The 22,731-nt window shown below is 57.1% G+C and carries 23 protein-coding genes; 13 read left to right on the forward strand and 10 right to left on the reverse strand.

Going from position 1 to position 22,731, the window contains the following annotated elements; translation table 11 throughout:
• Positions 1–677 precede the first annotated feature (677 nt).
• The gene (locus GS646_RS13755; RefSeq protein ID WP_171091671.1) at positions 678–1,460 is read left to right on the forward strand and encodes a Hint domain-containing protein; all 783 of its coding nucleotides are present in this window, start codon (positions 678–680) and stop codon (positions 1,458–1,460) included.
• 120 nt (positions 1,461–1,580) lie between these two features.
• Here GS646_RS13755 and GS646_RS13760 read toward each other — a convergent pair whose 3' ends face one another.
• Positions 1,581–2,081, reverse strand: a complete 501-nt coding sequence (locus GS646_RS13760; RefSeq protein WP_171091673.1) for an Lrp/AsnC family transcriptional regulator — start codon at positions 2,079–2,081, stop codon at positions 1,581–1,583.
• A gap of 217 nt (positions 2,082–2,298) precedes the next feature.
• On the opposite strand from GS646_RS13760, the gene trxB reads away from it, so the two are divergent.
• The 4 genes from trxB to GS646_RS13780 all read left to right on the forward strand — a co-directional run bounded on the left by trxB (position 2,299) and on the right by GS646_RS13780 (position 7,928).
• Positions 2,299–3,240 (forward strand): thioredoxin-disulfide reductase, encoded by a 942-nt coding sequence (gene trxB, locus GS646_RS13765; protein ID WP_171186391.1) that lies wholly within the window; start codon positions 2,299–2,301, stop codon positions 3,238–3,240.
• A gap of 109 nt (positions 3,241–3,349) precedes the next feature.
• Entirely contained in the window at positions 3,350–5,041 is a 1,692-nt protein-coding gene (locus GS646_RS13770; protein ID WP_171186393.1) for an adenylate/guanylate cyclase domain-containing protein, read from the forward strand.
• Positions 5,042–5,237: 196 nt separating this feature from the next.
• Positions 5,238–6,956, forward strand: a complete 1,719-nt coding sequence (locus tag GS646_RS13775) for a bifunctional sulfate adenylyltransferase/adenylylsulfate kinase (protein WP_171186395.1) — start codon at positions 5,238–5,240, stop codon at positions 6,954–6,956.
• Between the two features lie 117 nt (positions 6,957–7,073).
• Entirely contained in the window at positions 7,074–7,928 is an 855-nt protein-coding gene (locus GS646_RS13780) for a hypothetical protein (RefSeq protein ID WP_171186397.1), read from the forward strand.
• A 110-nt stretch (positions 7,929–8,038) separates the two neighbouring features.
• Here the strand turns inward: GS646_RS13780 and GS646_RS13785 are convergent, their stop codons facing one another.
• From GS646_RS13785 to GS646_RS13795, 3 genes are all read right to left on the reverse strand, one after another.
• Entirely contained in the window at positions 8,039–8,923 is an 885-nt protein-coding gene (locus GS646_RS13785) for a PhzF family phenazine biosynthesis protein (RefSeq protein WP_171186399.1), read from the reverse strand.
• A 104-nt stretch (positions 8,924–9,027) separates the two neighbouring features.
• Entirely contained in the window at positions 9,028–9,252 is a 225-nt protein-coding gene (locus GS646_RS13790; protein ID WP_171186401.1) for a DUF1150 family protein, read from the reverse strand.
• 5 nt (positions 9,253–9,257) lie between these two features.
• Positions 9,258–9,671 (reverse strand): Hsp20 family protein, encoded by a 414-nt coding sequence (locus GS646_RS13795; RefSeq protein ID WP_171091687.1) that lies wholly within the window; start codon positions 9,669–9,671, stop codon positions 9,258–9,260.
• Between the two features lie 163 nt (positions 9,672–9,834).
• Between GS646_RS13795 and GS646_RS13800 the strand changes: the two genes are divergently transcribed.
• The 4 genes from GS646_RS13800 (at position 9,835) to GS646_RS13815 (ending at position 12,443) form a co-directional block, all read left to right on the forward strand.
• Positions 9,835–10,059: a YdcH family protein gene (locus GS646_RS13800; protein ID WP_050604880.1), complete on the forward strand. Its 225-nt coding sequence runs from the start codon at positions 9,835–9,837 to the stop codon at positions 10,057–10,059.
• 76 nt (positions 10,060–10,135) lie between these two features.
• Complete coding sequence (gene purE, locus GS646_RS13805; RefSeq protein ID WP_171186403.1) at positions 10,136–10,621, forward strand: 5-(carboxyamino)imidazole ribonucleotide mutase; 486 nt, start codon at positions 10,136–10,138, stop codon at positions 10,619–10,621.
• The gene (locus tag GS646_RS13810) at positions 10,618–11,373 is read left to right on the forward strand and encodes an NAD(P)-binding domain-containing protein (RefSeq protein WP_171186405.1); all 756 of its coding nucleotides are present in this window, start codon (positions 10,618–10,620) and stop codon (positions 11,371–11,373) included. The genes purE and GS646_RS13810 overlap by 4 nt, the downstream gene beginning before the upstream one ends.
• A gap of 2 nt (positions 11,374–11,375) precedes the next feature.
• Positions 11,376–12,443 (forward strand): 5-(carboxyamino)imidazole ribonucleotide synthase, encoded by a 1,068-nt coding sequence (locus GS646_RS13815; protein ID WP_171647775.1) that lies wholly within the window; start codon positions 11,376–11,378, stop codon positions 12,441–12,443.
• A gap of 13 nt (positions 12,444–12,456) precedes the next feature.
• Here GS646_RS13815 and GS646_RS13820 read toward each other — a convergent pair whose 3' ends face one another.
• From GS646_RS13820 to GS646_RS13845, 6 genes are all read right to left on the reverse strand, one after another.
• Positions 12,457–13,620 carry an alpha-D-ribose 1-methylphosphonate 5-triphosphate diphosphatase gene (locus GS646_RS13820; RefSeq protein WP_171647774.1) on the reverse strand — a complete coding sequence of 388 codons (1,164 nt, stop codon included), beginning with the start codon at positions 13,618–13,620 and terminating at the stop codon, positions 12,457–12,459.
• Positions 13,617–14,390, reverse strand: a complete 774-nt coding sequence (locus tag GS646_RS13825) for a triacylglycerol lipase (RefSeq protein WP_171091697.1) — start codon at positions 14,388–14,390, stop codon at positions 13,617–13,619. Before GS646_RS13825 ends, GS646_RS13820 begins: the two co-directional genes overlap by 4 nt.
• Before the next feature lie 38 nt (positions 14,391–14,428).
• Positions 14,429–15,271 (reverse strand): DMT family transporter, encoded by an 843-nt coding sequence (locus tag GS646_RS13830; protein WP_171647867.1) that lies wholly within the window; start codon positions 15,269–15,271, stop codon positions 14,429–14,431.
• Positions 15,272–15,517: 246 nt separating this feature from the next.
• Positions 15,518–17,158: a chaperonin GroEL gene (groL, locus tag GS646_RS13835; protein ID WP_171186411.1), complete on the reverse strand. Its 1,641-nt coding sequence runs from the start codon at positions 17,156–17,158 to the stop codon at positions 15,518–15,520.
• Between the two features lie 55 nt (positions 17,159–17,213).
• A complete protein-coding gene (groES, locus tag GS646_RS13840; RefSeq protein ID WP_170352338.1) occupies positions 17,214–17,501 on the reverse strand; it encodes a co-chaperone GroES in 288 nt (95 codons plus the stop codon).
• Positions 17,502–17,653: 152 nt separating this feature from the next.
• A complete protein-coding gene (locus tag GS646_RS13845; RefSeq protein WP_171186413.1) occupies positions 17,654–18,328 on the reverse strand; it encodes a DUF2161 domain-containing phosphodiesterase in 675 nt (224 codons plus the stop codon).
• Between the two features lie 124 nt (positions 18,329–18,452).
• Here GS646_RS13845 and GS646_RS13850 point away from each other — a divergent pair, with 124 nt between their 5' ends.
• From GS646_RS13850 to GS646_RS13865, 4 genes are all read left to right on the forward strand, one after another.
• Positions 18,453–19,433 (forward strand): TraB/GumN family protein, encoded by a 981-nt coding sequence (locus GS646_RS13850; protein ID WP_171186415.1) that lies wholly within the window; start codon positions 18,453–18,455, stop codon positions 19,431–19,433.
• 109 nt (positions 19,434–19,542) lie between these two features.
• The gene (locus tag GS646_RS13855; RefSeq protein ID WP_171186417.1) at positions 19,543–20,463 is read left to right on the forward strand and encodes a manganese-dependent inorganic pyrophosphatase; all 921 of its coding nucleotides are present in this window, start codon (positions 19,543–19,545) and stop codon (positions 20,461–20,463) included.
• Between the two features lie 215 nt (positions 20,464–20,678).
• Positions 20,679–21,671 carry a DUF389 domain-containing protein gene (locus GS646_RS13860; RefSeq protein ID WP_171186419.1) on the forward strand — a complete coding sequence of 331 codons (993 nt, stop codon included), beginning with the start codon at positions 20,679–20,681 and terminating at the stop codon, positions 21,669–21,671.
• A gap of 102 nt (positions 21,672–21,773) precedes the next feature.
• Positions 21,774–22,649: a TIGR01459 family HAD-type hydrolase gene (locus GS646_RS13865; RefSeq protein ID WP_171186421.1), complete on the forward strand. Its 876-nt coding sequence runs from the start codon at positions 21,774–21,776 to the stop codon at positions 22,647–22,649.
• The last annotated feature ends 82 nt before the right edge of the window (positions 22,650–22,731 follow it).

Consider the following 22,731-nt stretch of genomic DNA (forward strand, 5'->3'; position numbering starts at 1 on the left):
GGACTCAAGATTCGTGACGAGTTTTGCCAGCTATCAGATGGGTATCTGACGTTCGTGTTTTGAACGCTGGCTCGTTGAGTGAAAGGACTGTGCATATTTATTTCTTGTCTGCAAAACATCCCTGTTAAGCCTTATCCGTGCCGCAAATCGCCGTCACAAAAGGTTCATGAAGGATGCGGGAAATACCTTCCCGCGCAATGCAGGACCAGAAACATGAAACCCAAATCCCGCTTTCTCAAGGCCATGGTAGCCGCCACTCGGGACCATAAGCTGGAAATGCCGTGGAAACGGGTATCAAGCCATTCTGCCAGGGTTGCCAGCCATATTGCGGCCCGGCGATGAAGCAGGAGAACCCCAAGACCAAGCTGCCGGTCTAAATACGGGGTAAACGTGCAACGGGCAGGCTCCGGCCCGATGTCGCGTAAGTCGTAAGTAAAAATTTACGGCTTTTTTCAGGAGTTTGTGTGTGTGCGGGCAATTGCCGCCCGTGAAGTACGAGTTTGTCTGGGGGGTCTATGTGTTGACCATTGGAAAGCGAGATTTTGTCGTCATGCGGGGCCAGAACGGTCACCGTCCAAGGGTCTTCCATTCGTTTCAAGACAAAGAACCTGTTCGTCAGGTGGGCCTGTACGGGGGTACGCCAGGCCTGTTCGGACATTTGAGGGGACGGAATATTTATGACTATTCCTAATTCATTGGCCCGTGCGGCCAGAAATGCCATCGAAACGTCGGCCATGTTGCGGGAAGCACCGCGACCGGTCGCAAAACCCAAGGCGCAACTGCGCCGCTACGAAGTCAGCAGCCTGCTGCCAAACGGAGACGTGGCTCAAACCCGTCACATCGCACCCGCTCTGCCGATGTTTGAAGACGCCTTTTGCGCCTTTTCGCGCGGATCGCTGGTTGAAACGGAACACGGACCGATTGCGATCGAGGACCTGATGCCAGGCGACACGGTTCTGACGCAGGATGGCAGTTCGCAAACTGTATTGTGGAAGGGGTCTGTCACTCTGATCCCGGGGCGTGAGGATTCACGTGGGCGGACCCGCCCGCTGACTCGGATCATGGCTGACACGTTTGGGATGCAAAAGCCGATGTCGGGCGTAATTGCCGGACCTGCGGCGCGAATCGTCGGGTCTCCGGGGCATTTGCGGCACCTGCATGGGGGTGAACCGATTCTGACACCGGTCTCTGAATTTCAGGATGGGATGGGTGTGATTGAAACAATGCCACCAACACCAGTCGAACTGTTTCACATTTGCCTCAAACGGCATTCCGTTATTCGTGTAGATGGTTTACAGTTCGAGACATATCACCCAGGTGTGAACGCGGTTCGCATGATCAGCCATTCGTTGCGGTCGATTTATCTGAACCTGTTCGCTCACATCGAGTCGCTCAACGATTTTGGTCCGCTGCTGATGCCGCGCGCCGGAGATGGTGAGATCGACGCGATGTCAGCCTGAGTGTGATAATAGGTACTGCATTATGGGGGGGCATCATGCAGCTGGTACTAAGTTGGGTTCTATCCCTTGCGGTGGCTGCGATGCTGCCACCAAACACCGCACATCCGAAACGTGTCGGCGTTACGCCATCCGGTTCATACGGTCTTCCAGGACGTCGAACGGCACGCCTGGCTCGTCTTTTGCGCCGCGGATAACCAGCGAAGTCTTGACGCTGGCCACGTTCGGCGTGGTCAGCAGTTCGCCGGTCAAAAACTGTTGGAAACTGCTAAGATCGGGTGCGACGCATTTCAGGATGAAGTCCACTTCGCCATTTAGCATGTGGCATTCCCGAACCAGCGGCCATTCGCGGCAGCGTTCCTCGAACGCGCGCAGTTCGGTTTCGGCCTGGCTGTCCAGCCCGACCATGGCAAACACCTGCACTTCGAATCCAAGCTCACGTGAATTGACCTCGGCATGATAGCCGGTGATATAGCCGGATTCTTCCAGTGTGCGCACCCGGCGCAAGCATGGTGGAGCCGAGATGCCAACCCTTTTGGCCAGTTCGACATTGGTCATGCGACCGTCTGCCTGCAATTCCGCCAGAATCTTGCGATCAATTTCATCCAGCCGAGTCGTGACCATAAAATGCTCCTGATTTTTGCGGTTCTTATATCAGCCCCCTAGGCACGCGCAATAATGTTTCGCACATGCGCAATTTTCTTTGTTTTCAAATCACTCAATTCCTTCCAGTGCAGTGCACAGGGCCATGATCAGGATGGGGGTTTAAGCCGGGTCGGTCGGGCGCTATATCGGGGCAACGGGCTAACGGCCCAATTCAAGCAATTCGAGCGGGGTTAGCATGGCCGACACACGACACACCAAGGTTCTGATCATCGGGTCAGGGCCCGCAGGATACACCGCAGGGGTTTATGCAAGCCGTGCCATGCTGGAGCCTATTCTGGTTCAGGGGATCGAGCCCGGCGGCCAATTGACCACGACGACCGAAGTCGAAAACTGGCCCGGCGATACCGAGGTTCAAGGCCCTGACCTGATGGTGCGCATGCAGGACCATGCAAAGGCGATGGGTTGTGAAGTGATCGGCGACATCATCAGCGATCTGGACCTCAGCCAACGCCCCTTCACCGCCAAAGGCGACAGCGGCACAACATACACCGCAGATGCAGTTATCCTGGCCACTGGTGCGCGCGCCAAATGGCTTGGCCTACCGTCCGAAGAGAAATTCAAAGGCTTTGGCGTCTCGGCCTGCGCCACTTGTGACGGGTTCTTCTATCGCGGGCAGGAAATCGTGGTGATCGGCGGCGGCAACACTGCTGTGGAAGAGGCCCTGTTCCTAACCAACTTCGCCAGCAAGGTCACTTTGATCCACCGCCGCGATGAGTTGCGGGCGGAAAAGATCCTGCAAGACCGGCTGATGAAAAACGAAAAGATCGAACCGTTGTGGTTCCACGAGTTGGACGAAGTGATCGGCACTGACGCGCCTTTGGGTGTGGAAGGCGTGCGCGTCAAACATGTCAAAACCGGCGAGATCACAGAGATTCCGTGCAAAGGTGTTTTTGTTGCCATCGGTCACGCCCCGGCGAACGAGCTGATCAAGGGCACGCTGGAAACCCATATGGGCGGCTATGTCGTTACCAAGCCGGGCACAACTGAAACGTCGGTTCCGGGTGTATTCGCGGCAGGTGATCTGACAGACCACGTTTACCGTCAGGCCGTCACAAGCGCCGGCATGGGTTGCATGGCCGCGCTGGATGCCGAACGTTTCCTGGCCGAAAACGAATAATTGCGATCTTTGGTCCCCGACACGGGTTGGGGACCGCACCCTGCCGCCTTGACCCTGTCACAGTGCCGTATCAGGATTGTCGAAAGACAGGCGAAAAACGGGTGAGCTTTTGAACAACGCTCTTTGGCGCGGCGGGTGGGCAACCCGACTTCGGATCGGCAGCGGCCTGATCCTGTTTGTCTTTGCGTTTTTTCACTTCATCAACATCGGCCTGGGCCTGTTTCATACCGATTATCTGCACGGTATGCAGGACGGCCGGAAAGAGGTGACGCGCCACGACGCCATGAGCGTGCTTCTCTATGCTGCGCTGTTCGTGCATGCCGGTCTGGCCCTCGTGTCTATCGCGCAGCGCAGGACATTGCGCATGCCATTCAGCACAGCACTTCAAGTAGTGCTGGGCCTGCTGATCCCTTTGCAACTGATCTCGCACATTATTCACACACGGGTCGCGCATGAGGTTTATGACGTTAATGACGAGATGGGATACATTATCATCCTGATGTGGCCCAGCATTGCGGTCTGGATGCAAAGCGCGCTGCTTCTGATCGTATGGGTGCATGGATGCATCGGCCTGCATATGTGGCTGCGACTGACCAAATGGTGGTCGCGTGCCGTACCCTATCTGATCGGCGTCGCGGTCTTTGTTCCACTGTTCGCACTGGCTGGCCTGCTGACCGAAGGGCGCCGCATCTGGGCCGACTTTGCAGACGAGTTTCTGCGCGAACAGTATATCGAGCACTACAACTGGCCATCTCCCGAAGCTTTTCAAATGCTGTTCAGCGTCAAGGACAATGCCCTGATGGCCTTTTGGCTGGCACTTGGCGCAACAGGTCTGGTTTTCATTGGACGCAAACTCTGGCGGCGCAGGCATTCCGTACGTGTTTCCTATGCCCGAGGGCCCGAAGTGGTCGCGGAAAAGGGCATGACATTGCTTGAGATTTCCCAGGCCAACGGCGTCCCCCATGCGGCCCTCTGCGGTGGCAAAGGACGCTGCACAACATGCCGCGTCATAGTCGAAGACGGCGGCAACGCGTTACCGCCTCCCAGCGAGGTCGAGGCGCGCAGTCTGGCTGCGGTTGGCGCATCGCCCCAGACTCGTCTGGCCTGCCAGATCCGCCCCACAGAGCCGACCACCGTTTTCCGTGTCTTCCGACCAGATGGAGGACGCATTCGTGGACACGCCAGCCAGGGAGAGGAACGTCAATTGGCGGTTCTGTTTCTGGATATGCGAGGCTTTACCGCCCGCACAACGGGGCAGCTGCCCTATGACATCGTGTTTTTACTGAACCGGTTTTTTGATGCGGTGGTGCCCGCCATTACAGACGAAGGCGGCATCGTGGACAAATATATGGGCGACGGGCTGCTGGCGGTTTTTGAAAAACGCGATGCGGCAACCTCGGCCCGCGCCGGGTTAAATGCGGCGATCGCGATCAGCCGGGCGCTGGATCTGTTCAACCAACAGCTTGAGGCTGAAGGAAGCCCCGGAATACGCATCGGTATGGGATTGCATCTTGGCGATCTGGTCGTGGGTGAAATCGGTGCGCAAGGCCACGCCGCAAAAACAATCATCGGTGATGCAGTCAATGTGGCCAGCCGCCTGGAAAGCGAAACCAAAGCGCTGGGTGTCGAACTGCTGGTTTCTGACGAATTGCTGCGCGCCGCAGGTGTGGATGTGGCACAAGCAGAGATCAGAGCTTTCGAACTGCGCGGTGTCTCAGAGCCGATTCCCGCCCTGCCAGTGATGCGCGCCTCGCAACTAGAGCCAAATGGACAAAAACAGGAACAGTCATACTCTGCCTGAGGGAATTCATTCCATTCCGAAGAACCATGTCACACGGCGTGCTTCCAAGTTAGAAATTCCTTCCAATTCGGAAAAAATCAGCGCATATCCTCCTTTGTTTCATTGACGCCGGTGGACTTTGCCCAACAGTCAGTGCAAATGCCCAGAAAACGCCTGATACCCACTGGCTAATCAACACTGCGATAAGAGTATTCCAATGACGATGTTAAGCAATCTGGCCCCGATCCCCGAGCTTTATGTGTCCTATGAGTCCGCTCAGAAACTTAAGGTTGAGGCGGCGGATCTGACCAGCCATGACCTGAGCCCGCGCCAGATCTGCGATCTGGAACTGCTGATGAATGGCGGGTTCAACCCTCTGAAAGGGTTCCTGACCGAGGCTGACTATGACGGTGTGGTCGAGAATATGCGCCTGGCCGATGGTGCGCTCTGGCCGATGCCGATCACGCTGGATGTCAGCGAAGAGTTTGCAGGCAGCATCGAGCTGGGTCAGGACATCGCCCTGCGCGATCAGGAAGGCGTGATCCTTGCCACCATGACCGTGACCGACCGCTGGACGCCGGACAAGGCGCGCGAGGCCGAGAAGGTATTCGGCGCAGACGACGACGCGCACCCCGCAGTCAACTATCTGCACAACGTGGCTGGCAAGGTCTATCTGGGCGGTCCGGTGACGGGTATTCAACAGCCCGTTCACTATGACTTCCGCGCCCGCCGCGATACACCGAACGAACTGCGCGCCTATTTCCGCAAACTGGGCTGGCGCCGCATCGTGGCTTTCCAAACCCGCAACCCGCTGCACCGTGCGCATCAGGAACTGACCTTCCGCGCCGCGAAGGAAGCACAGGCCAACCTGCTGATCCACCCTGTGGTCGGCATGACCAAGCCCGGAGACGTGGATCACTTCACCCGTGTCCGTTGCTATGAGGCGGTTCTGGACAAGTACCCAGCCTCGACCACCTCGATGTCGTTGTTGAACCTGGCGATGCGCATGGCGGGCCCGCGCGAGGCGGTCTGGCACGGTCTGATCCGCGCCAACCACGGTTGCACGCACTTCATTGTCGGGCGCGACCATGCCGGTCCGGGCAAGAATTCAGCCGGGGAAGATTTCTATGGCCCCTATGACGCGCAGGACTTGTTCCGCCAATACCAAGATGAAATTGGCGTCGAGATGGTTGATTTCAAACACATGGTTTATGTGCAGGAACGCGCTCAATACGAGCCGAATGACGAGATTCTCGATAAGGATGATGTCACCATCCTGAACATCAGCGGCACAGAACTGCGCCGCCGTCTGGCCGAGGGTTTGGAAATCCCGGAATGGTTCTCGTTCCCAGAGGTTGTGGCCGAACTGCGCAAAACCAAGCCACCACGCAGCCAACAGGGCTTTACCGTGTTCTTCACCGGCTTCTCAGGCTCGGGCAAGTCGACCATCGCCAACGCGCTCATGGTCAAGCTGATGGAAATGGGTGGCCGTCCCGTGACGCTGCTGGATGGAGACATCGTGCGTAAGAACCTGTCGTCAGAACTGGGTTTCTCGAAAGAGCACCGCGACCTGAACATCCGCCGCATTGGCTATGTGGCATCCGAGATCACCAAAAACGGTGGTATCGCCATCTGTGCACCGATCGCCCCATACGCCACCACACGCCGGGCGGTTCGGGAAGAGATCGAACAGTTCGGTGCCTTCTGTGAAGTACATGTTGCGACCTCGATTGAGGAATGCGAACGCCGTGACCGCAAGGGCCTCTACAAACTGGCGCGCGAGGGCAAGATCAAAGAGTTCACCGGCATCTCTGACCCCTATGACGTGCCCCAGAACCCAGAGTTGTCCGTCGAGACAGAGAATGTCGACGTCGATAACTGTGCCCATCAGGTTCTGCTGAAGCTGGAAAGCATGGGGTTGATCGCTGCAAACTGACGCCAGCGCACCAAGACAATTCGGCCTCCGGTTTACGGGGGCCTTTTTTGTTTGTCCTGATTGACAAGCGCTGCCCGGGTTGGTGCTGTGTGGCGGGATGCCGGGTAGACACGAACTATGACTCGCACTTTGCCAACCATTGCCAGTTTCTGGTTCGGGTCCGATCTGACCTGGCTGGAGCAGATCTGCATTCGATCCTTTCTGGACCAAGGGCATGCGTTTGTTCTGTATCTCCCGCACGAGACACAAGGCATCCCCGCAGGTGTCCAGACGCGCCCCGCCAGCGACGTCTTCTGGCCCCCGCCCTTTCCCCTGCAACCCGGCGACCGACAGGGCGTAGCCGTATTTTCAGACATCTTCAGATTGCATCTGATTCAGCAAAGCGAGGTCATCTGGGTCGATCTCGACGCATATTGCGTGAAAGCCTTCGACTTTTCGTCTGATTGGGTGTTCGCGCGTTCCAAAGCCGACGACTTTCCAACCGGGGTTCTACGCTTGCCCAATAACTCCCAAACGCTTGGGCTGATGCAGGATTTCGTGATGTCGGCAAACCCAACCCAACCATGGCGTGGTCGGCGTGCAAGACGGCATAATCGTGAGCGTATCGCAAACGGTGAAAGCTGGGGTATAGAAAGCCTGCCCTGGGGCAGCTCTGGCCCAAAAGCCTTTGGGCATTTCTTGCGCCAAACCGGTGAAGACAAGTACGCGATGGCGGCCGAGACCCTCTATCCGCTGGCACCTGCCGAGCTTTGGAAACTGCATGACCCGAACGTGGCGCTGGTCGAGATCGAGGGCGAAGTTACGCATTCGGTCCATGTCTACGGTCATCAGAAAAAGCTGTTGGCAACCCAACTGGCCGGACTACCGGTTCCGGGATCATATCTCGATGCGCTTTGCGCCCGACACGGGATCGACTCTCGGTCCGCGCCAATCAAGCCATTGGACTGGATGCGACCTGCGCCAAGGCGGTAAAGACAGTATATTGTGCGATTTCACATCGCGGCGTGGCCATGCGCGGCCAGTTCAGCGGAAGTTCTGTTTGTCAGACGTTCCGCTCAAAATTGCGAAATCCCGGTCCTTGTCTATTCGTTCGTCGGCAGATCGACCTGCCCGCGCATCAATACGTGTCCTCGTCCAGCGACCTTGATCCCGGTCATTCCATCTGTCGGGCCAACACGCGTGACAGTGGCCTGTCCGGGACGTCCCATGTCGTGGCCCTGTTCCGCGACGAAACTGTCTTTGGACATCAATCCATATTTCCAAAGATACGCCGCCATGGCGCCCGTAGCAGACCCAGTGAACGGGTCTTCGGGCGGGCTGGGAGGGGCGAGCAACAGACGCGAGAACGTATCACCTGCATCGGTGGCTCCTTCCAGCGTGACCAGAAAGGGTTCAGCCATATCCGAACCCGAAAATCCGGCGGCCTCGGCTACTTTTCTCAAAGGACCCTCGACCAGTTGAGCCGCGCGCAAGGCCTCATGGTCGCGCAGAACGGTGATGCAGAACGGCAGACCGGTTGAAACAAACTGAGGCGGAGAGATTATAGCGCTTTCAGGAAGGCCGATAGTCGAAGCCACCAGATCCACCGGAACATGTGCACCAAATTGAGGTGCGACCTGGGTCATTTCGATCTCATCACCTGTCAACCGAATCGAGACGACCCCTGCCCCGGTTTCCAGCGTCAGGCTTTCGCCTTCGATCATCCCACGCGACCGCATGGCAGCGACAGTGGCAATTGTTGGATGCCCGGCAAAGGGAATTTCCCGGCTGGCCAGAAAGTACCGTACGCGGATATCGGCCACGTCGGATGGGCCGGAAAAGGTGCATTCGACCAGAGAGGTTTCGCGCACATAGGCCATGCACACCTGCTCGGGCAGATGTGCACCGTCATGAACCACGGCACATCCATTGCCACCAAAGGCGCGGTCACTGAAGGCGTCTACCCAATCGAATTCGAACCAGCTCATGCGATTATATCCCGGTGACAGGTGAAAGCGGCATAGCCCGCCAGTTCGTATGTGTCGCTTGTGTTGCGGGAATTGTCACGCCCCAATAGGCGCAGAGAGGCCGTTCAGTGAACGGCCACCGGGGACAAGTCATGCTGACGGGCCAGCACAAAAGCCAGCTTGCGGTCGGCCACCAGCGCCAGTTGCTGCCCATCGGAATCATGTACAGCGTAAAGCTGGTCCAAATCCCCTGCCTGATCGCGCAGATCACGCGGCAGATCGGCAACCTCGACGGTTTTGACATAAACGATACGGTCGCCTTCGGTGTTGAGTTCTATCGGTGTATTCATTGCTCTTACCCCTTGCGTATGTTGATGGTCTGCACCACAGCTTCCGGCACGGCGCGGGTCAGATCCACATGCAGCAGACCGTTTTCCATGATCGCCTCGCCCACTTCGACACCGTCAGCCAGCACGAACATGCGCTGAAACTGGCGCGCCGCAATGCCGCGATGCAGGAATATACGCCCCTCGCTGTCGTCGCGTTGACGGCCCCGGATCACCAGTTGGCGATCCTCGATCGTGATCGACAAATCCTCTTCGGCGAACCCTGCAACCGCAAGAGTGATGCGATAGGAAAAGTCCGAAGTCTGTTCGATGTTATAGGGCGGGTATCCTTCGTTGCCAGCCTTTGCAGACCGTTCCAGAAGGCGTTCCAGTTGCTCGAACCCCAAAAGATGCGGGTATGAGCCAAGAGTAAGTTTCGACACGTATTTTCGTCCTTCTTTGTCAAAGCGACGTGGTGTGCAGCCCCTTTCTGGCAACCGCATGTAATAGAATATGGGAAGAAACCAGGATGTCCACAAGGTCTGGCGCGATAACGTCTGACACACTATCTTGTTGGGCAAGCACCACAACAACCCCGAGTCGCCAATGAACGCGCCCACTGATCTTTCTATGAAAACTGATGAAGTTCTGCGGGTTGAACTGGAAGTTTTCCGCCGTCAGCACCGCGATCTGGACGAAGCGATTGAAGCGCTGCATGACCGGGGAACTGCGGATCAGTTGACGCTACGACGACTGAAAAAAGAGAAACTGCGTCTGAAAGACATCATCCGCATCATCGAAGACCGCCTGACCCCCGATATCATTGCCTGAACACCCTGTAGCGCATTGCCAGAGAACCGGATTTGGCTATAGTGCGCGCTCTTTCTGAGCGCAGGGATGAAAGCGGATGAGCGAAGTGAAAGTCGGGATCATCATGGGCAGCCAATCTGACTGGCCCACGATGAAAGAAGCCGCAGATATTCTGGACGAACTGGGCGTCGCTTACGAAGCGCGCATCGTATCGGCCCACCGCACACCAGACCGGCTGTGGGACTATGGCAAGACCGCCGTATCGCGTGGATTGCACGTGATCATCGCGGGCGCTGGCGGCGCTGCGCATCTGCCTGGCATGATGGCATCGAAAACGCGGGTGCCGGTGATCGGAGTTCCCGTACAGACCCGCGCCCTGTCAGGCGTGGATTCGCTGTATTCCATCGTGCAAATGCCCAAGGGTTTTCCCGTTGCGACCATGGCAATCGGGTCCGCTGGAGGAGCCAACGCCGGCCTGATGGCAGCGGGTATTCTGGCTCTGCAAGACGTGGCTTTGGCCGAACGGCTGGACAACTGGCGCGAGGCGTTGTCGGCCTCAATCCCTGAGGAACCGCAGGGATGAGCCGCATCGGCATCATCGGCACAGGTCATATCGCCGCCCCTATCGCGCGGTTGATGGCTGCCAAAGGACATGAAATCTGCGTGACCGAGCGTAATACCGATGTTTCATCTGCCTTGAAAGCCGAGCTGGGCGTTACGGTCGCTGCTCCCCAGGAGGTGATTGATGCCTCGGACATTGTGTTCCTGTGCCTGCGCCCGCATATCGCCGCTGAGGTTCTGACCCCACTAACCTTTCGCGCGGGCCAGCAGATCGTTTCTGTTATGGCTGCGGTTTCCGCCGAGCAACTTGCTCGGCTTTGCGCGCCGGCGGCAGATTTCGTTCAGACCATTCCACTGGGCTTTCTGGATACCGGCGGCTGCCCGATGGCTGCTTTTGGCAACGATCGGTTGTTGGCCGATCTTTTTGAGCCCGAGAACCCTGTGGTCAAGGTTGCGGATGAATTCGCGCTGAACGCACATTTCGCCATTTGCGCCATGGTTCCCGGCATTTTGGATCTGATGGCCACAGGCACCAAATGGCTGGGCGATGTAACTGGTGATGCCGATAAGGCCGAGTTCTATACGACCCAGTTGATGTCAGGCTTCCTGGCCACGATGGAAAAAGGCAACGCAGGTCGGCTGGCGCAGGAGCGTGACGCGCTTGCGACAGAGGGCACATTGAGCTTGCAGATGACAGACGCCCTGAGGGATCAGGGCGCGCATGACGCGCTGCGTTCGGCGTTGAGTGCAATTGGCAAACGTTTGGAGAGTTGAAGATGGCAGAAATGCTTGCCCAAGGCGCGGTGATCGGAATTCTTGGGGGCGGTCAACTGGGCCGGATGCTGTCAGTGGCGGCGTCAAGGCTAGGCTTTGTCACACATATCTATGAACCGGGCGCAAACCCGCCCGCCGGGCAAGTCGCGGATCGTGTCACGACGGCAGCTTACGACGACATCGATGCCTTGAAAGCATTTGCCGACGCGGTGGATGTCATCACCTATGAGTTCGAAAACATCCCGACCGAGGCGCTGGACATTTTGGAATCCCACCGCCCGATCCGCCCGGGGCGCGAAGCGCTGCGGGTCAGTCAGGATCGTTTGACCGAGAAGAATTTCCTGCAAGACTTGGGCCTGAAAACGGCCCCGTTTGCGGATGTTTCCAATCTGGACAGCCTGAACACGGCAATCGAACAAATCGGGACACCTGCGATCCTGAAAACACGCCGCTTTGGCTATGACGGAAAGGGGCAGGCGCGGTTGCGCAGCCCCGAGGACGCCGAGGCTGCTTTGGCCGACATGGCGGGCGCGCCTGCTATTCTGGAAGGGTTCGTGGACTTCTCACACGAGGTGTCGATCATCGCAGCACGGGGGCTGGACGGCCAGGTGGCCTGTTTCGATCCGGGCGAGAATGTACATCGCGACGGCATCCTGCACACCACCACGATCCCTGCCCGCCTGTCCCCTGCCCAGCGCACAGATGCAATCCTGCTGGCGGCCAACATCCTGAATGCGTTGGAGTATGTGGGTGTCATGGGGGTAGAACTGTTCGTCACGCCCGCTGGTTTGATAGTGAACGAGATTGCACCGCGCGTGCACAACTCGGGCCATTGGACGCAGAATGGCTGTGCTGTTGATCAGTTCGAACAGCATATTCGCGCCGTGGCGGGCTGGCCTCTGGGCGACGGGCAGCGTCATTCGGATGTGGTGATGGAGAACTTGATCGGCAACGACATGGATCGCGTGCCCGAGCTGGCCCGCGAGCGGGACGTAGCACTTCATCTATACGGCAAAGCCGAGGTCAAAGCCGGACGCAAGATGGGGCATTTCAACAGGATTAAGCGATAAAGTAATACTTTATCTACGGCATCGTTGCGTTCAGAAAGCGTGCCGCAATGTCCCCTGACATGTGGCTGATACGCCCACCGGCCATGGTCGATGCGACCCGGTGGGTAGCCGCATCGAGAATGACCAAATCACCCCGTTTGCCGGGGGTAAGTGTGCCCCGGTCCGGCAGATCAAGCACTTTTGCAGGACCCGAAGAAATCAGGTTCCAAGCAGATTCGAAATCAAGCAAACCGGTTTTGAACAGCATCAATGCAGCCCGGCGCGGACTGGGATAGTGGTAGTCTGACGCCAAGGCATCGCAAAGGCCCATAGCGATCAGTTCGACCGCACTCGCGTTTCCTTTATGCGATCCACCCCGCACTACGTTGGGTGAACCAAGGATGATGTGATCCCCGGCTGAACGTGCCGCCTCGGCAGCCTCCAGCGTTTCCGGGAATTCGGCAATACGGACACCTCGATCACGCCACCATGCCCTTGCTTCAGCGGTGGCGTCATCATGGCTGCCCAGACGTACGCCAATTTCCCCCAGGTCAGCACACAGCGCCTCGACTGCCGCTGGCACCTCGTGACGACGCGCATGCATGTTGAGCAACATCTCAAAATGCGCATCTGGATTGCGCCCGGCCTTCAGCGCCTGCCCGGTCAGGCGTGGAGGCTTTTTACCCTGCGCCAAGCGATCATGCGGCAGATGATCATTAAACACTACGTAAGGCACCTGCCAGTCAGCGATGCGACGGGCCAATCCGGCATAGTCCTCCAACATATTGGTCTCAAACCGCAGTTGAGGGATCAGATCCGTGACGGTGCTGTCTTTTTCGGCGGCAATGGCCTGAAACACCTGCGCCGCAAAGTCCGGTCCTCGCACGCCGCCTTCCCAGCTGTAAAACTGAGCCAGCACTGCGGTGGTAATGCCGTTCGCAGCTAACTCGGCCTCGACCGAAAGAATGCCTTCGTTCATCTGCTTCATTGCACCGCGACGTGGGGCGATATGGCGTTCGAAACCGTCCCCGTGCAGATCGATAATGCCGGGCAAGACAAGATAGCCGCTCAGATCAACCCTGCGCCCGGTTGGTTCTGCCAGTATCGCACCTTCTGCTATGGTCAGATCAGCACGAGCCAAACCCTCACCCGGCAACAGAACCTCTGCCCCGGTCAATGTCAGGTTCAAAGCAGTCATCGTGAACGCTCCGAGTCCGGGTCTGGGCAGTCCTGCCCGATACAGATCTCGTCTATTATGTCCATCACACCATCGAGCCAAGTGATCTGCGGATCAAACCGACCGAATTCGATGAAATGCAGTGCCTGTGCCATGACCTGCGGGTTGTTCATCATGAAAGTATGCGTCACCGGTAAGATAAGATGATCGGTCATACCTTCGACCTTGGTGCTTTCAATCGAAACCTTGCCATCGTCGGGACCATCGATAATCGAGGAAAACACAAGGTTCAGAGATTCACTTCCTGCGATAACACCCAGTTCGAAATCCACCGGGGGCAGACGACGAGGGATGCCTTCGGGCCCTGTGCTCAGTTGCAGCCCTGCTGGGCCGTTCAGATACCCGAACACCTCCCACGCGCTGAGCTCGTCAACCAGCTGGCTGCCTTGGTTCGGAGGGCCAAGCATGACAGCGCGGCCCATATTGGCGGGGTGGTGATCCTTTAGCCAATACCGCAGCAGGATGCCGCCCATGGAATGCGCAACGACATTGACTTTATCCTCTCCGCAAGCGGCGAAAGCATCAGGCAGGGTCTGTTCAGCAAGTTCCGGAATGCCAATTTCGGTCGATGGGTACCCGGGGCGCACAACCTTATAGCCATGTGCCTCGAACAACTCCTCCATCACGGCAAACGAAGCCTCAGTCCGCGCCAGCCCATGCAAAAGGATCACGCATTTCGCGCTGGCGGCGGCAGGGAAAATGAAAAACAGCAGGGCAATCAATAGTCTCATACGCGCCAGATAAAGCCTATGAGACGCCGATGAAAGCCCTAGCTCCGCTGACGTTGCAGCACGGCCAGCGCAATACCGCCCAGAACCACCGCCGTGCCCAAGACCAACCGGGCGCTGGCCGTTTCACCAAGCAGCACAACACCCCCCAGGATCGCAATGACAGGTACGCTGAGTTGAACCACGGCCGCCACTGTTGGCGCAAGGTTCGGCAGCACGCGATACCACAAAGCGTAACCCAACCCTGACGTAATACCCCCGGACACAACTGCCAGCACATAGCCCATACCAGTCATGTTCCAATCTGCCCCTGTGATCAGCAGCGTTAATCCGGTGACAGGCAAAGCGATAAGGAAATTTGCAGCCGTGCCCTGCAAAGCATCTGGTTCGGATCGCCCTGCCAAAGAATAAGCGGCCCATCCGACACCTGCGGCAATCATCAGGGCGGTGCCTGCCGGGTCAACCCGCACCGTGCCCGATGGCCACAGGACATAGGCCAACCCCACCAAGGCCATGGCCGCGCCCGCCAACTGTCGCCGGGTTGGAAGCATACCCTTGACGGCAGTGAAGGCAAACATCGTGATTTGCACCACGGCAAACAAAACCAACGCACCAAGACCTGCATCCAGTGTCAGGTACGCCAGGGAAAACCCGATCATGTACAGAGACAATGATCCCGCCCCAATGACCCGCCGACGGTTGTGCAAAGGCAAGTGCCCGCCACGTGCCAAAACCAGCGCAGTCAAAACCAGCGCGCCCGCCAGCACCCGCATAACCGCGAAACCGGCCGGATCACTGGCGCCGCTGTCGATAGCCAACCGGTTTAGGATGGAATTCGCCGCAAAGGCGCACATGGTCAGGGCGGTCAGAACAAACAGTTGCATGGACCCCGCATATCCGGTTGCAAGCGATATGGACACTCACAATCCTTGGACACGCGGCACGTTCTTCATCTTTTCCAAAATACTCCCGCCGGAGGCATAGCCGCAAAGCGGCTATCGGCAACAAAAACGGGGCCGCCCGAAGGCGACCCCGAAAACAAGCACTGTGGCACCCCCTCTCGGTAGCTTGGCCATTCAGCCAATCACCTGTCGGGGCCGTCAGAATTCGCCTAGGCGAATTCGACGTGGTTACATCATGCCGCCCATGCCGCCCATGTCGGGCATGCCGCCTGCAGCAGGCGCGTCTTTCTGAGGCTTGTCAGCAACCATAGCTTCGGTGGTGACCAGCAGGCCAGCAACCGATGCCGCATCTTCCAGAGCGGTGCGGACAACTTTGGCCGGGTCGATGACACCGAACGAGAACATGTCGCCATATTCTTCGGTTTGCGCGTTGAAGCCGAATGCAGCATCCGAAGACTCACGGACTTTGCCCGCAACAACCGCACCGTCAACACCTGCGTTCTCGGCGATCTGGCGCAGCGGCGCTTCGATGGCTTTGCGAACGATGTTGATGCCTGCGTTCTGATCAGCGTTTGCACCTTCCAGAGCGTCCAGTGCTTTACCGGCCTGAACCAGAGCAACACCGCCACCCACAACAACGCCTTCCTGAACGGCAGCGCGTGTTGCGTTCAGAGCATCGTCCACACGGTCCTTACGCTCTTTCACTTCAACTTCGGTCATGCCGCCGACGCGGATAACGGCAACACCGCCTGCCAGTTTGGCAACGCGCTCTTGCAGCTTCTCACGGTCGTAGTCGCTGGTGGTTTCTTCGATCTGAGTGCGGATCTGGCCAACGCGGGCTTCGATCTCTGCTTTCTCGCCAGCACCGTCGACGATGGTGGTTTCGTCTTTGGTGATTTCGATCTTCTTGGCGGTGCCCAGCATGTCCATGGTGACGGACTCGAGCTTCATGCCCAGGTCTTCGCTGATGACCTGACCGCCGGTCAGGATCGCGATGTCCTGCAGCATGGCTTTACGGCGATCGCCGAAGCCCGGTGCTTTGACAGCAGCAATTTTCAGGCCGCCGCGCAGTTTGTTGACAACCAGAGTTGCCAGCGCTTCGCCTTCAACGTCTTCCGCGATGATCAGCAGCGGTTTCTGCGACTGGATCACCTGCTCCAGCAGCGGAACCATCGGCTGCAGCGAGGACAGTTTCTTTTCGTGCAGCAGGATCATGCAGTCATCGAGTTCTGCGATCATCTTGTCTGCGTTTGTCACGAAGTAAGGCGACAGGTAGCCACGGTCGAACTGCATACCTTCGACAACATCGGTCTCGGTTTCCAGACCTTTGTTTTCTTCGACGGTGATAACGCCTTCGTTACCAACCTTCTGCATCGCATCTGCGATCTGCTGGCCGATTTCTGCTTCGCCGTTGGCCGAGATGGTGCCAACCTGAGCAACTTCTGCCGAGTCTTTGACTTCGCGCGAGGCCGACTTGATGCCTTCAACAACCTTCGAGGTTGCCAGGTCGATGCCGCGCTTCAGGTCCATCGGGTTCAGGCCCGCTGCAACCTGCTTCAGACCTTCGCGAACGATGGCTTGGGCCAGAACGGTCGCGGTGGTGGTGCCGTCACCGGCTTCGTCATTGGTGCGGCTGGCGACTTCTTTCACCATCTGCGCGCCCATGTTTTCGAACTTGTCTTCCAGTTCGATTTCCTTGGCAACCGAAACACCGTCTTTGGTGATGCGCGGTGCGCCGAAGGATTTGTCCAGAACCACGTTGCGGCCTTTGGGGCCCAGGGTCACTTTAACAGCATCGGCCAGGATGTTCACACCTGCCAGCATGCGGTTACGGGCATCGGTGTCGAATTTGACGTCCTTTGCAGCCATGTCGTTTCTCCTTGAGAAATAAGTTTGTAATGAAGATCAGAGAAAGCGCTTTGGCTTACTCGATGATCCCCATGATGTCGCTTTCTTTCATCATCAGCAGCTCTTCGCCGTCGACCTGAACCTCAGTGCCCGACCATTTGCCGAACAGGATCTTGTCGCCAGCTTTGACCGCCATCGCGATCAGTTCGCCGCTGTCCTTGCGCGCGCCTTCGCCGGTTGCGACGACTTCGCCTTCGCTGGGCTTTTCTTTTGCGCTGTCAGGAATGATCAGGCCGCCTGCGGTTTTCTCTTCGCTTTCGGTACGGCGAACCAGCACACGGTCATGAAGCGGTTTCAATGCCATCTTTGCAGCTCCTTGGGCTCAAAGTTGTTAATCCTCCCCTCGTCTTCCGACGGGGCGTTAGCACTCAGGGTATGTGAGTGATAACGACGCATAGCTAGGGAGTCTAAAACCCCGAGTCAACAAGTTGTGAGGGATTTTTTTCGCGGATCGGATCAGTCCTGCTGTTCCCAGCTGTAAGCCCAGTGCTTCAGCCCTTCGCTTCCCTGAGAAGTAAGGCCGTAGACGCCTTTTTCAACCTTCTCAAACCACCCGTAGTGGTTTTCTCGCATAAGCCGGGTCGCAGCCGGAACGCCCGCCGATTTGGCAACCTCTGCACCTTTGGTTGCGCCATGTTCGGCCAGAAAGGCCGCGCATTTCAGCGCGTCTTGTCGATAGGCGGTCACAATCCCATGCCGCGTGGCGCCGCCCGCGTTCGGGTCCCCTTCCAACCGGTCGAATTCACGCAGCAGCCGCGTGGTCCTGCCTTTGTTCTTGCGCGGTGCATAGGGGCCGGGATCGCACTGTACTTCGACCGCATTGTCAGCGCGCACTGTGATCAGGCCCAGGCCCAAACGTCGACACAGCGCCAGATTATCTTTAAGCGCCCGTCGCGCGCTTCGACCCGTGGGCTTGCGAACAGCCACATAAACCTGATCTGTCAATTTCAGCCGCGTGATCGCCTGGTGGAACAGCGACAGCGTGAACCTTAGTTTCAGTTCGACGATCACGGGTTCCTCACCCTCGCGCACCGCAACAACATCAGCCGCCCCAACCTCGCCCTTTACGGTGTACCCCTGGCGCTCCAACAGTGCTTTGATCGGGGGATAGAGGTCCTGCTCGCGGGTCATGTGTTTATGCTACGCAAACTGCGGTGGATTACCAGCCCGCTGATCGAAAAACGCAATCGAACTTGCAACATCCCATCCGCCAGTACAGTGTTGCAGCAACTCTGCTTTCAAAGGAAATTCAACGATGCGCGTGCTTCTTTTCTTCCTCGGCCTTTTGTGGCCCGCCATAGTGCAGGCTGGCTGCGAGGGACGCGACCTGAGAGGCGATTTGTCCCCTGCGGTCCAAGCCGACCTGCAGGACGCTTTAGCAGAAATTCTGTATCCCGAAGGCAATCATTGGATTGCAACCAAAGACGACACTGTGCTGCATCTTGTGGGCACCATGCACCTGAACTACCCGCAGATGGACGCAATCGTCGAGCGTCTGACTCCAACGCTCACGCAGGCTGATGCGTTCTATTTCGAAATCCTTCAGGAGGAAATGAAAGATTGGGAGCGGAAACTTGCAGCTGACCCAAGCCCTGTCCTGATCACATCGGGGCCCACACTTGTGGATCTGATTTCCGAAGAGGATTGGGCCACTCTTTCATCAGAGATGGCTGATCGCGGCATTCCCAGCTGGATGGGCGCCAAGATGCGCCCATGGTTCCTGAGTATGACTTTGGCTTTGCCGGCTTGCATCATACAGGATCCCAACGGAACCAACGGATTGGACGCGCGTCTGACGCAGTTGGCAAAAGAGCACGGTATCCCGCAATACTCGCTGGAAAGCATCGAAGACCTGATGACCATGTTCGACGCTTACTCGATCGAAGAACAGGCTCAATCACTCGCTCGGATGGCTGGAACCTTCCAAAACATCGAAGACCAGATCGCCACCATGGCGAGTTTGTATTTCGAAGAAAAACACGCGGAAGTCTTTGTATTGGGCAGAATGCTGGGGCAAGAGCTTTCAGGTCTGACCGAAGCAGAATTTGATGCCGAATGGGCAGAGTTCGAACAGCAGTTGTTGATTGAACGCAATGCCAATTGGATGACGCATATTCTTGAGATCAAAGATCAAACTGCCGTCATTGCGGTAGGCGTCGGCCACTTTAGCGATGAACATGGTCTGCTGAACCAGTTAGAGCAGGCAGGATACAGCCTGACGCGGGCGGAATTCTGAACCGCTGGGCCATTTTCAGACCAACGGTCGCACATTATCGACTGTGTCGTGACAACCGCGTTTGCTCGCCCTATAAGGCGCGCAAATTTCCAATCCGCAGGACGCTGACATGACAACGCTAGTATTTGGCCACAAATCCCCTGATACCGACTCCACCGGCTCGCCGATCCTGTGGTCGTGGTATTTGAACGAGATCAAAGGTGAACAGACCGAGCCGGTTCTGCTGGGTGAGCCCAACACCGAAGCGGCCTTTATGCTTGAAAACTGGGACCTGCCCAAGCCACGCATCATCGAAGATCTGGCTGCGGACACTCCCGTTGTCATCGTCGACACCAACAACCCGGCAGAACTGCCCGCCAGCATCAACGACGCTGATATCCGCGCCATCATCGACCACCACAAGCTGGTTGGTGGTCTGGAAACTAAAGGTCCGATCGACATCACCGTGCGTCCACTGGCCTGCACCGCGACCATCATGGTCGACCTCATGGGCGACGAAGCTGCCAAGATGCCCGACGCCATCAAGGGCGCAGCCCTGACCTGCATTCTGTCGGACACGCTGGAATTCCGCTCGCCTACAACCACAGCGCATGACCGTGCGGTGGCGGAAAAGCTGGCCGCTGAGCTGGAGCTGGATATCTCGGCCTATGCAGCCGACATGTTTGCCGCGAAATCAGACGTCTCGTCCTTTTCTGACGCCGAGCTGATCCGCATGGACAGCAAGGAATACGAGGTCGACGGCACCAAGTTCCGCGTCTCGGTTCTGGAAACAACAGCCCCCGGCGTTGTGCTGGATCGCAAAGCCAGCCTGGCTGCATCGATGGTTGACGTGGCCGCTGAAGACGGTGTCGACCAGGTTCTTCTGTTCGTCGTCGACATTCTGAACGAAGAGGCCACGCTGCTGGTTCCGAACGATCTGGTCAAATCTGTTGCCGAGAAAAGCTTTGGTGCCGTCGTTGATGGCGATGCCGTTGTTCTGCCGGGCATCATGAGCCGTAAAAAACAGATCATTCCAAACCTGAAGGTTTGATCGGCACCTGAAGCCAAAAAGAAGGCGCCCAATCGGGCGCCTTTTTTCTTTCTGTTCGGCCATTTGCGGAAACGGTAACGATTGTTAATCTGTCTTTGGGTACAGAACTCAAAATAGGTCAGGCACACACCATCGTTATTCGCAGCCTCAGTACGACCAAGGGCATCCTTCGATTTGAGGGGACAGACAAAGCCGCATATTGGCGACGCTTTGCGATGCTGCTGACCCTGTCTGTTGTGATTGCCACCATGGGATTGCTGCGCAATTCCGGGGCCGTCGTGATTGCAGCCATGCTTGTCGCGCCCCTTATGACGCCAATTCTGGGGGTGGCTGCCGCGATGGTCATGGGGTGGCTGAAACGCGCAGTCGCTCTGGCCCTAACGGTATGCTTGGCGGCATGTGCCTGTGTGCTGATGGCATGGTTTATGGTCTATGTCGCAGACGTCCCACGCGGTATTTTGATCCCCGATCAGGTTCTTGCACGTACAGACCCCGGAACCGAAGACCTGATCGTCGCGCTCGCCGCTGGCGTTGCCGGGGCCTATGTTCAAATCAACAAATCCGAGCTGAGCCTTTTGCCCGGCGCAGCCATTGGCGTTTCTCTGGTGCCGCCTCTCTCAGCAGCAGGTATTTTGTTGTATTTTGGCGAGCCTGCCGAGGCCTACGAGGCGGGCTTGTTGTTCGCAACAAATCTTGGCGCAATTATTCTTTCGGCCTGTGCCGTTTATTTGGTCTATGCGGCACGTTCCGTGGTTTTCAGCAAGGGCAAGCGCAAACTGAATTTTACAGCAAGCGTGTTTGTTGCGCTGGCATTCCTGGTCGTCGTGGTGCTGCAACTCGGGAAGTCCACATACAATCGATATCTTGAAACGCGCACCGAGGCCCAACTGGCCGAAGCCATCAGAGAATGGGCCGATCCAGTTTCAGTTGAAATCATTCGGGTAGATGTCAACGCCCAGCGCAAACGGGTCGAGGTCTGGCTGATCGTCGACCTGCCCGTTGAAGCTCAGTTCAAAGTTTCTTCCGTTGCGGGGTTGCTGCCTGAAAACCTGCGTGATCCCCCCCTTGTTTATGTATTGCAGAAGGAACTCGGGCCCGGATATCTGGCCGTTATTCGGTACCAGACCCGAATTGGAGCACAGATCATTTTGGGAACTGAAAACGTCCAGCAGGCCCCGGATGTTACGGACGTTACTGAAGACGACTAGTAGATTCACCAAATCCTCGGCGCAAAAGGGAATGCGGGATGGTGTTTGGGTCTCAGCTTTGCCATAGCTGTCGCAACCGCGAATTTACTTACAGAGGCCCCAATGACCCAGATCGTTTCCTCGCTTGCCGAGATCTCTGACCGCTATAAGGCGCTGTTTGTCGACCTTTGGGGCTGTGTGCACAACGGCATCACTGCATTCCCCGAAGCCGTTGCGGCATTGCAGACCTATCGTGCAAAAGGCGGGGTTGTTGTACTTGTGACGAACTCACCGAAGCCTCGGGCAGGCGTGGCTGAACAGTTGGGTCAGTTCAATGTGCCCGCCGATGCCTATGACACCATTGCGACCAGCGGAGATTCCGCGCGCTCAGCGATGTTCCGGGGCGCTGTCGGACACAAGGTTTACTTCATGGGTGAATGGCAGCGAGATGCAGGCTTTTTCGAGCCTTTGAAGCTTTTGCATCACCCCGTTCATATCGAACGTGTGCCGCTTAAAGAGGCCGAAGGCATTGTTTGCTGTGGCCCGTTCGATCCAATGGCCGACCCGGACGTGAACCGACCCGACTTCCTCTATGCCAAGCAGATGGGAATGAAACTGCTTTGCGCTAATCCCGACATTGTTGTTGACCGAGGAGAGGTGCGGGAATGGTGCGCGGGGGCGTTGGCAAAGCTCTATACCGAAATGGGTGGTGAAAGCCTGTATTTCGGCAAACCGCATCCGCCGATTTATGATCTGGCCCGCCGCAGGTTGCAGGAGCTGGGGCATGATATTCCAGATGGTGACATTCTGGTAATCGGCGACGGACCCCATACAGACATTCTGGGCGGCATGGGAGAGGGCATTGATTCCCTGTTTATTTCAGGTGGTCTGGCCGCAGCCGAGACAAAAACGTCGCACCACCCGCATCATGAATCGCTAACCGATTATATCAAAAGGGAAAAGATCAACCCGACCTTTACAATCGGTCGCTTGCGGTAATCAGAAAAGACTTGATTTTCTGCAGTTGCGAAGTAATAAAGTTGCCAACCTTGGCCTAAAGATGGTTTTTTCTTTCACGGCC

This window comes from Ruegeria sp. HKCCD4315, from assembly GCF_013112245.1.
In the GTDB taxonomy this organism is placed as follows: Bacteria; Pseudomonadota; Alphaproteobacteria; order Rhodobacterales; family Rhodobacteraceae; genus Ruegeria.

Coding starts and splice junctions, on each gene's coding strand:
- GS646_RS13780 (WP_171186397.1), top strand. CDS start 7,074: ATGACTCGCACTTTGCCAACCATTGCCAGTTTCTGGTTCGGGTCCGAT.
- GS646_RS13855 (WP_171186417.1), top strand. CDS start 19,543: ATGACAACGCTAGTATTTGGCCACAAATCCCCTGATACCGACTCCACC.
- GS646_RS13830 (WP_171647867.1), bottom strand. CDS start 15,271: ATGCAACTGTTTGTTCTGACCGCCCTGACCATGTGCGCCTTTGCGGCG.
- GS646_RS13810 (WP_171186405.1), top strand. CDS start 10,618: ATGAGCCGCATCGGCATCATCGGCACAGGTCATATCGCCGCCCCTATC.
- GS646_RS13785 (WP_171186399.1), bottom strand. CDS start 8,923: ATGAGCTGGTTCGAATTCGATTGGGTAGACGCCTTCAGTGACCGCGCC.
- GS646_RS13775 (WP_171186395.1), top strand. CDS start 5,238: ATGACGATGTTAAGCAATCTGGCCCCGATCCCCGAGCTTTATGTGTCC.
- purE (WP_171186403.1), top strand. CDS start 10,136: ATGAGCGAAGTGAAAGTCGGGATCATCATGGGCAGCCAATCTGACTGG.
- GS646_RS13850 (WP_171186415.1), top strand. CDS start 18,453: ATGCGCGTGCTTCTTTTCTTCCTCGGCCTTTTGTGGCCCGCCATAGTG.
- GS646_RS13815 (WP_171647775.1), top strand. CDS start 11,376: ATGGCAGAAATGCTTGCCCAAGGCGCGGTGATCGGAATTCTTGGGGGC.
- GS646_RS13755 (WP_171091671.1), top strand. CDS start 678: ATGACTATTCCTAATTCATTGGCCCGTGCGGCCAGAAATGCCATCGAA.
- GS646_RS13860 (WP_171186419.1), top strand. CDS start 20,679: ATGCTGCTGACCCTGTCTGTTGTGATTGCCACCATGGGATTGCTGCGC.
- trxB (WP_171186391.1), top strand. CDS start 2,299: ATGGCCGACACACGACACACCAAGGTTCTGATCATCGGGTCAGGGCCC.
- GS646_RS13820 (WP_171647774.1), bottom strand. CDS start 13,620: ATGACTGCTTTGAACCTGACATTGACCGGGGCAGAGGTTCTGTTGCCG.
- GS646_RS13790 (WP_171186401.1), bottom strand. CDS start 9,252: ATGAATACACCGATAGAACTCAACACCGAAGGCGACCGTATCGTTTAT.
- groES (WP_170352338.1), bottom strand. CDS start 17,501: ATGGCATTGAAACCGCTTCATGACCGTGTGCTGGTTCGCCGTACCGAA.
- GS646_RS13800 (WP_050604880.1), top strand. CDS start 9,835: ATGAACGCGCCCACTGATCTTTCTATGAAAACTGATGAAGTTCTGCGG.
- groL (WP_171186411.1), bottom strand. CDS start 17,158: ATGGCTGCAAAGGACGTCAAATTCGACACCGATGCCCGTAACCGCATG.
- GS646_RS13845 (WP_171186413.1), bottom strand. CDS start 18,328: ATGACCCGCGAGCAGGACCTCTATCCCCCGATCAAAGCACTGTTGGAG.
- GS646_RS13760 (WP_171091673.1), bottom strand. CDS start 2,081: ATGGTCACGACTCGGCTGGATGAAATTGATCGCAAGATTCTGGCGGAA.
- GS646_RS13825 (WP_171091697.1), bottom strand. CDS start 14,390: ATGAGACTATTGATTGCCCTGCTGTTTTTCATTTTCCCTGCCGCCGCC.
- GS646_RS13865 (WP_171186421.1), top strand. CDS start 21,774: ATGACCCAGATCGTTTCCTCGCTTGCCGAGATCTCTGACCGCTATAAG.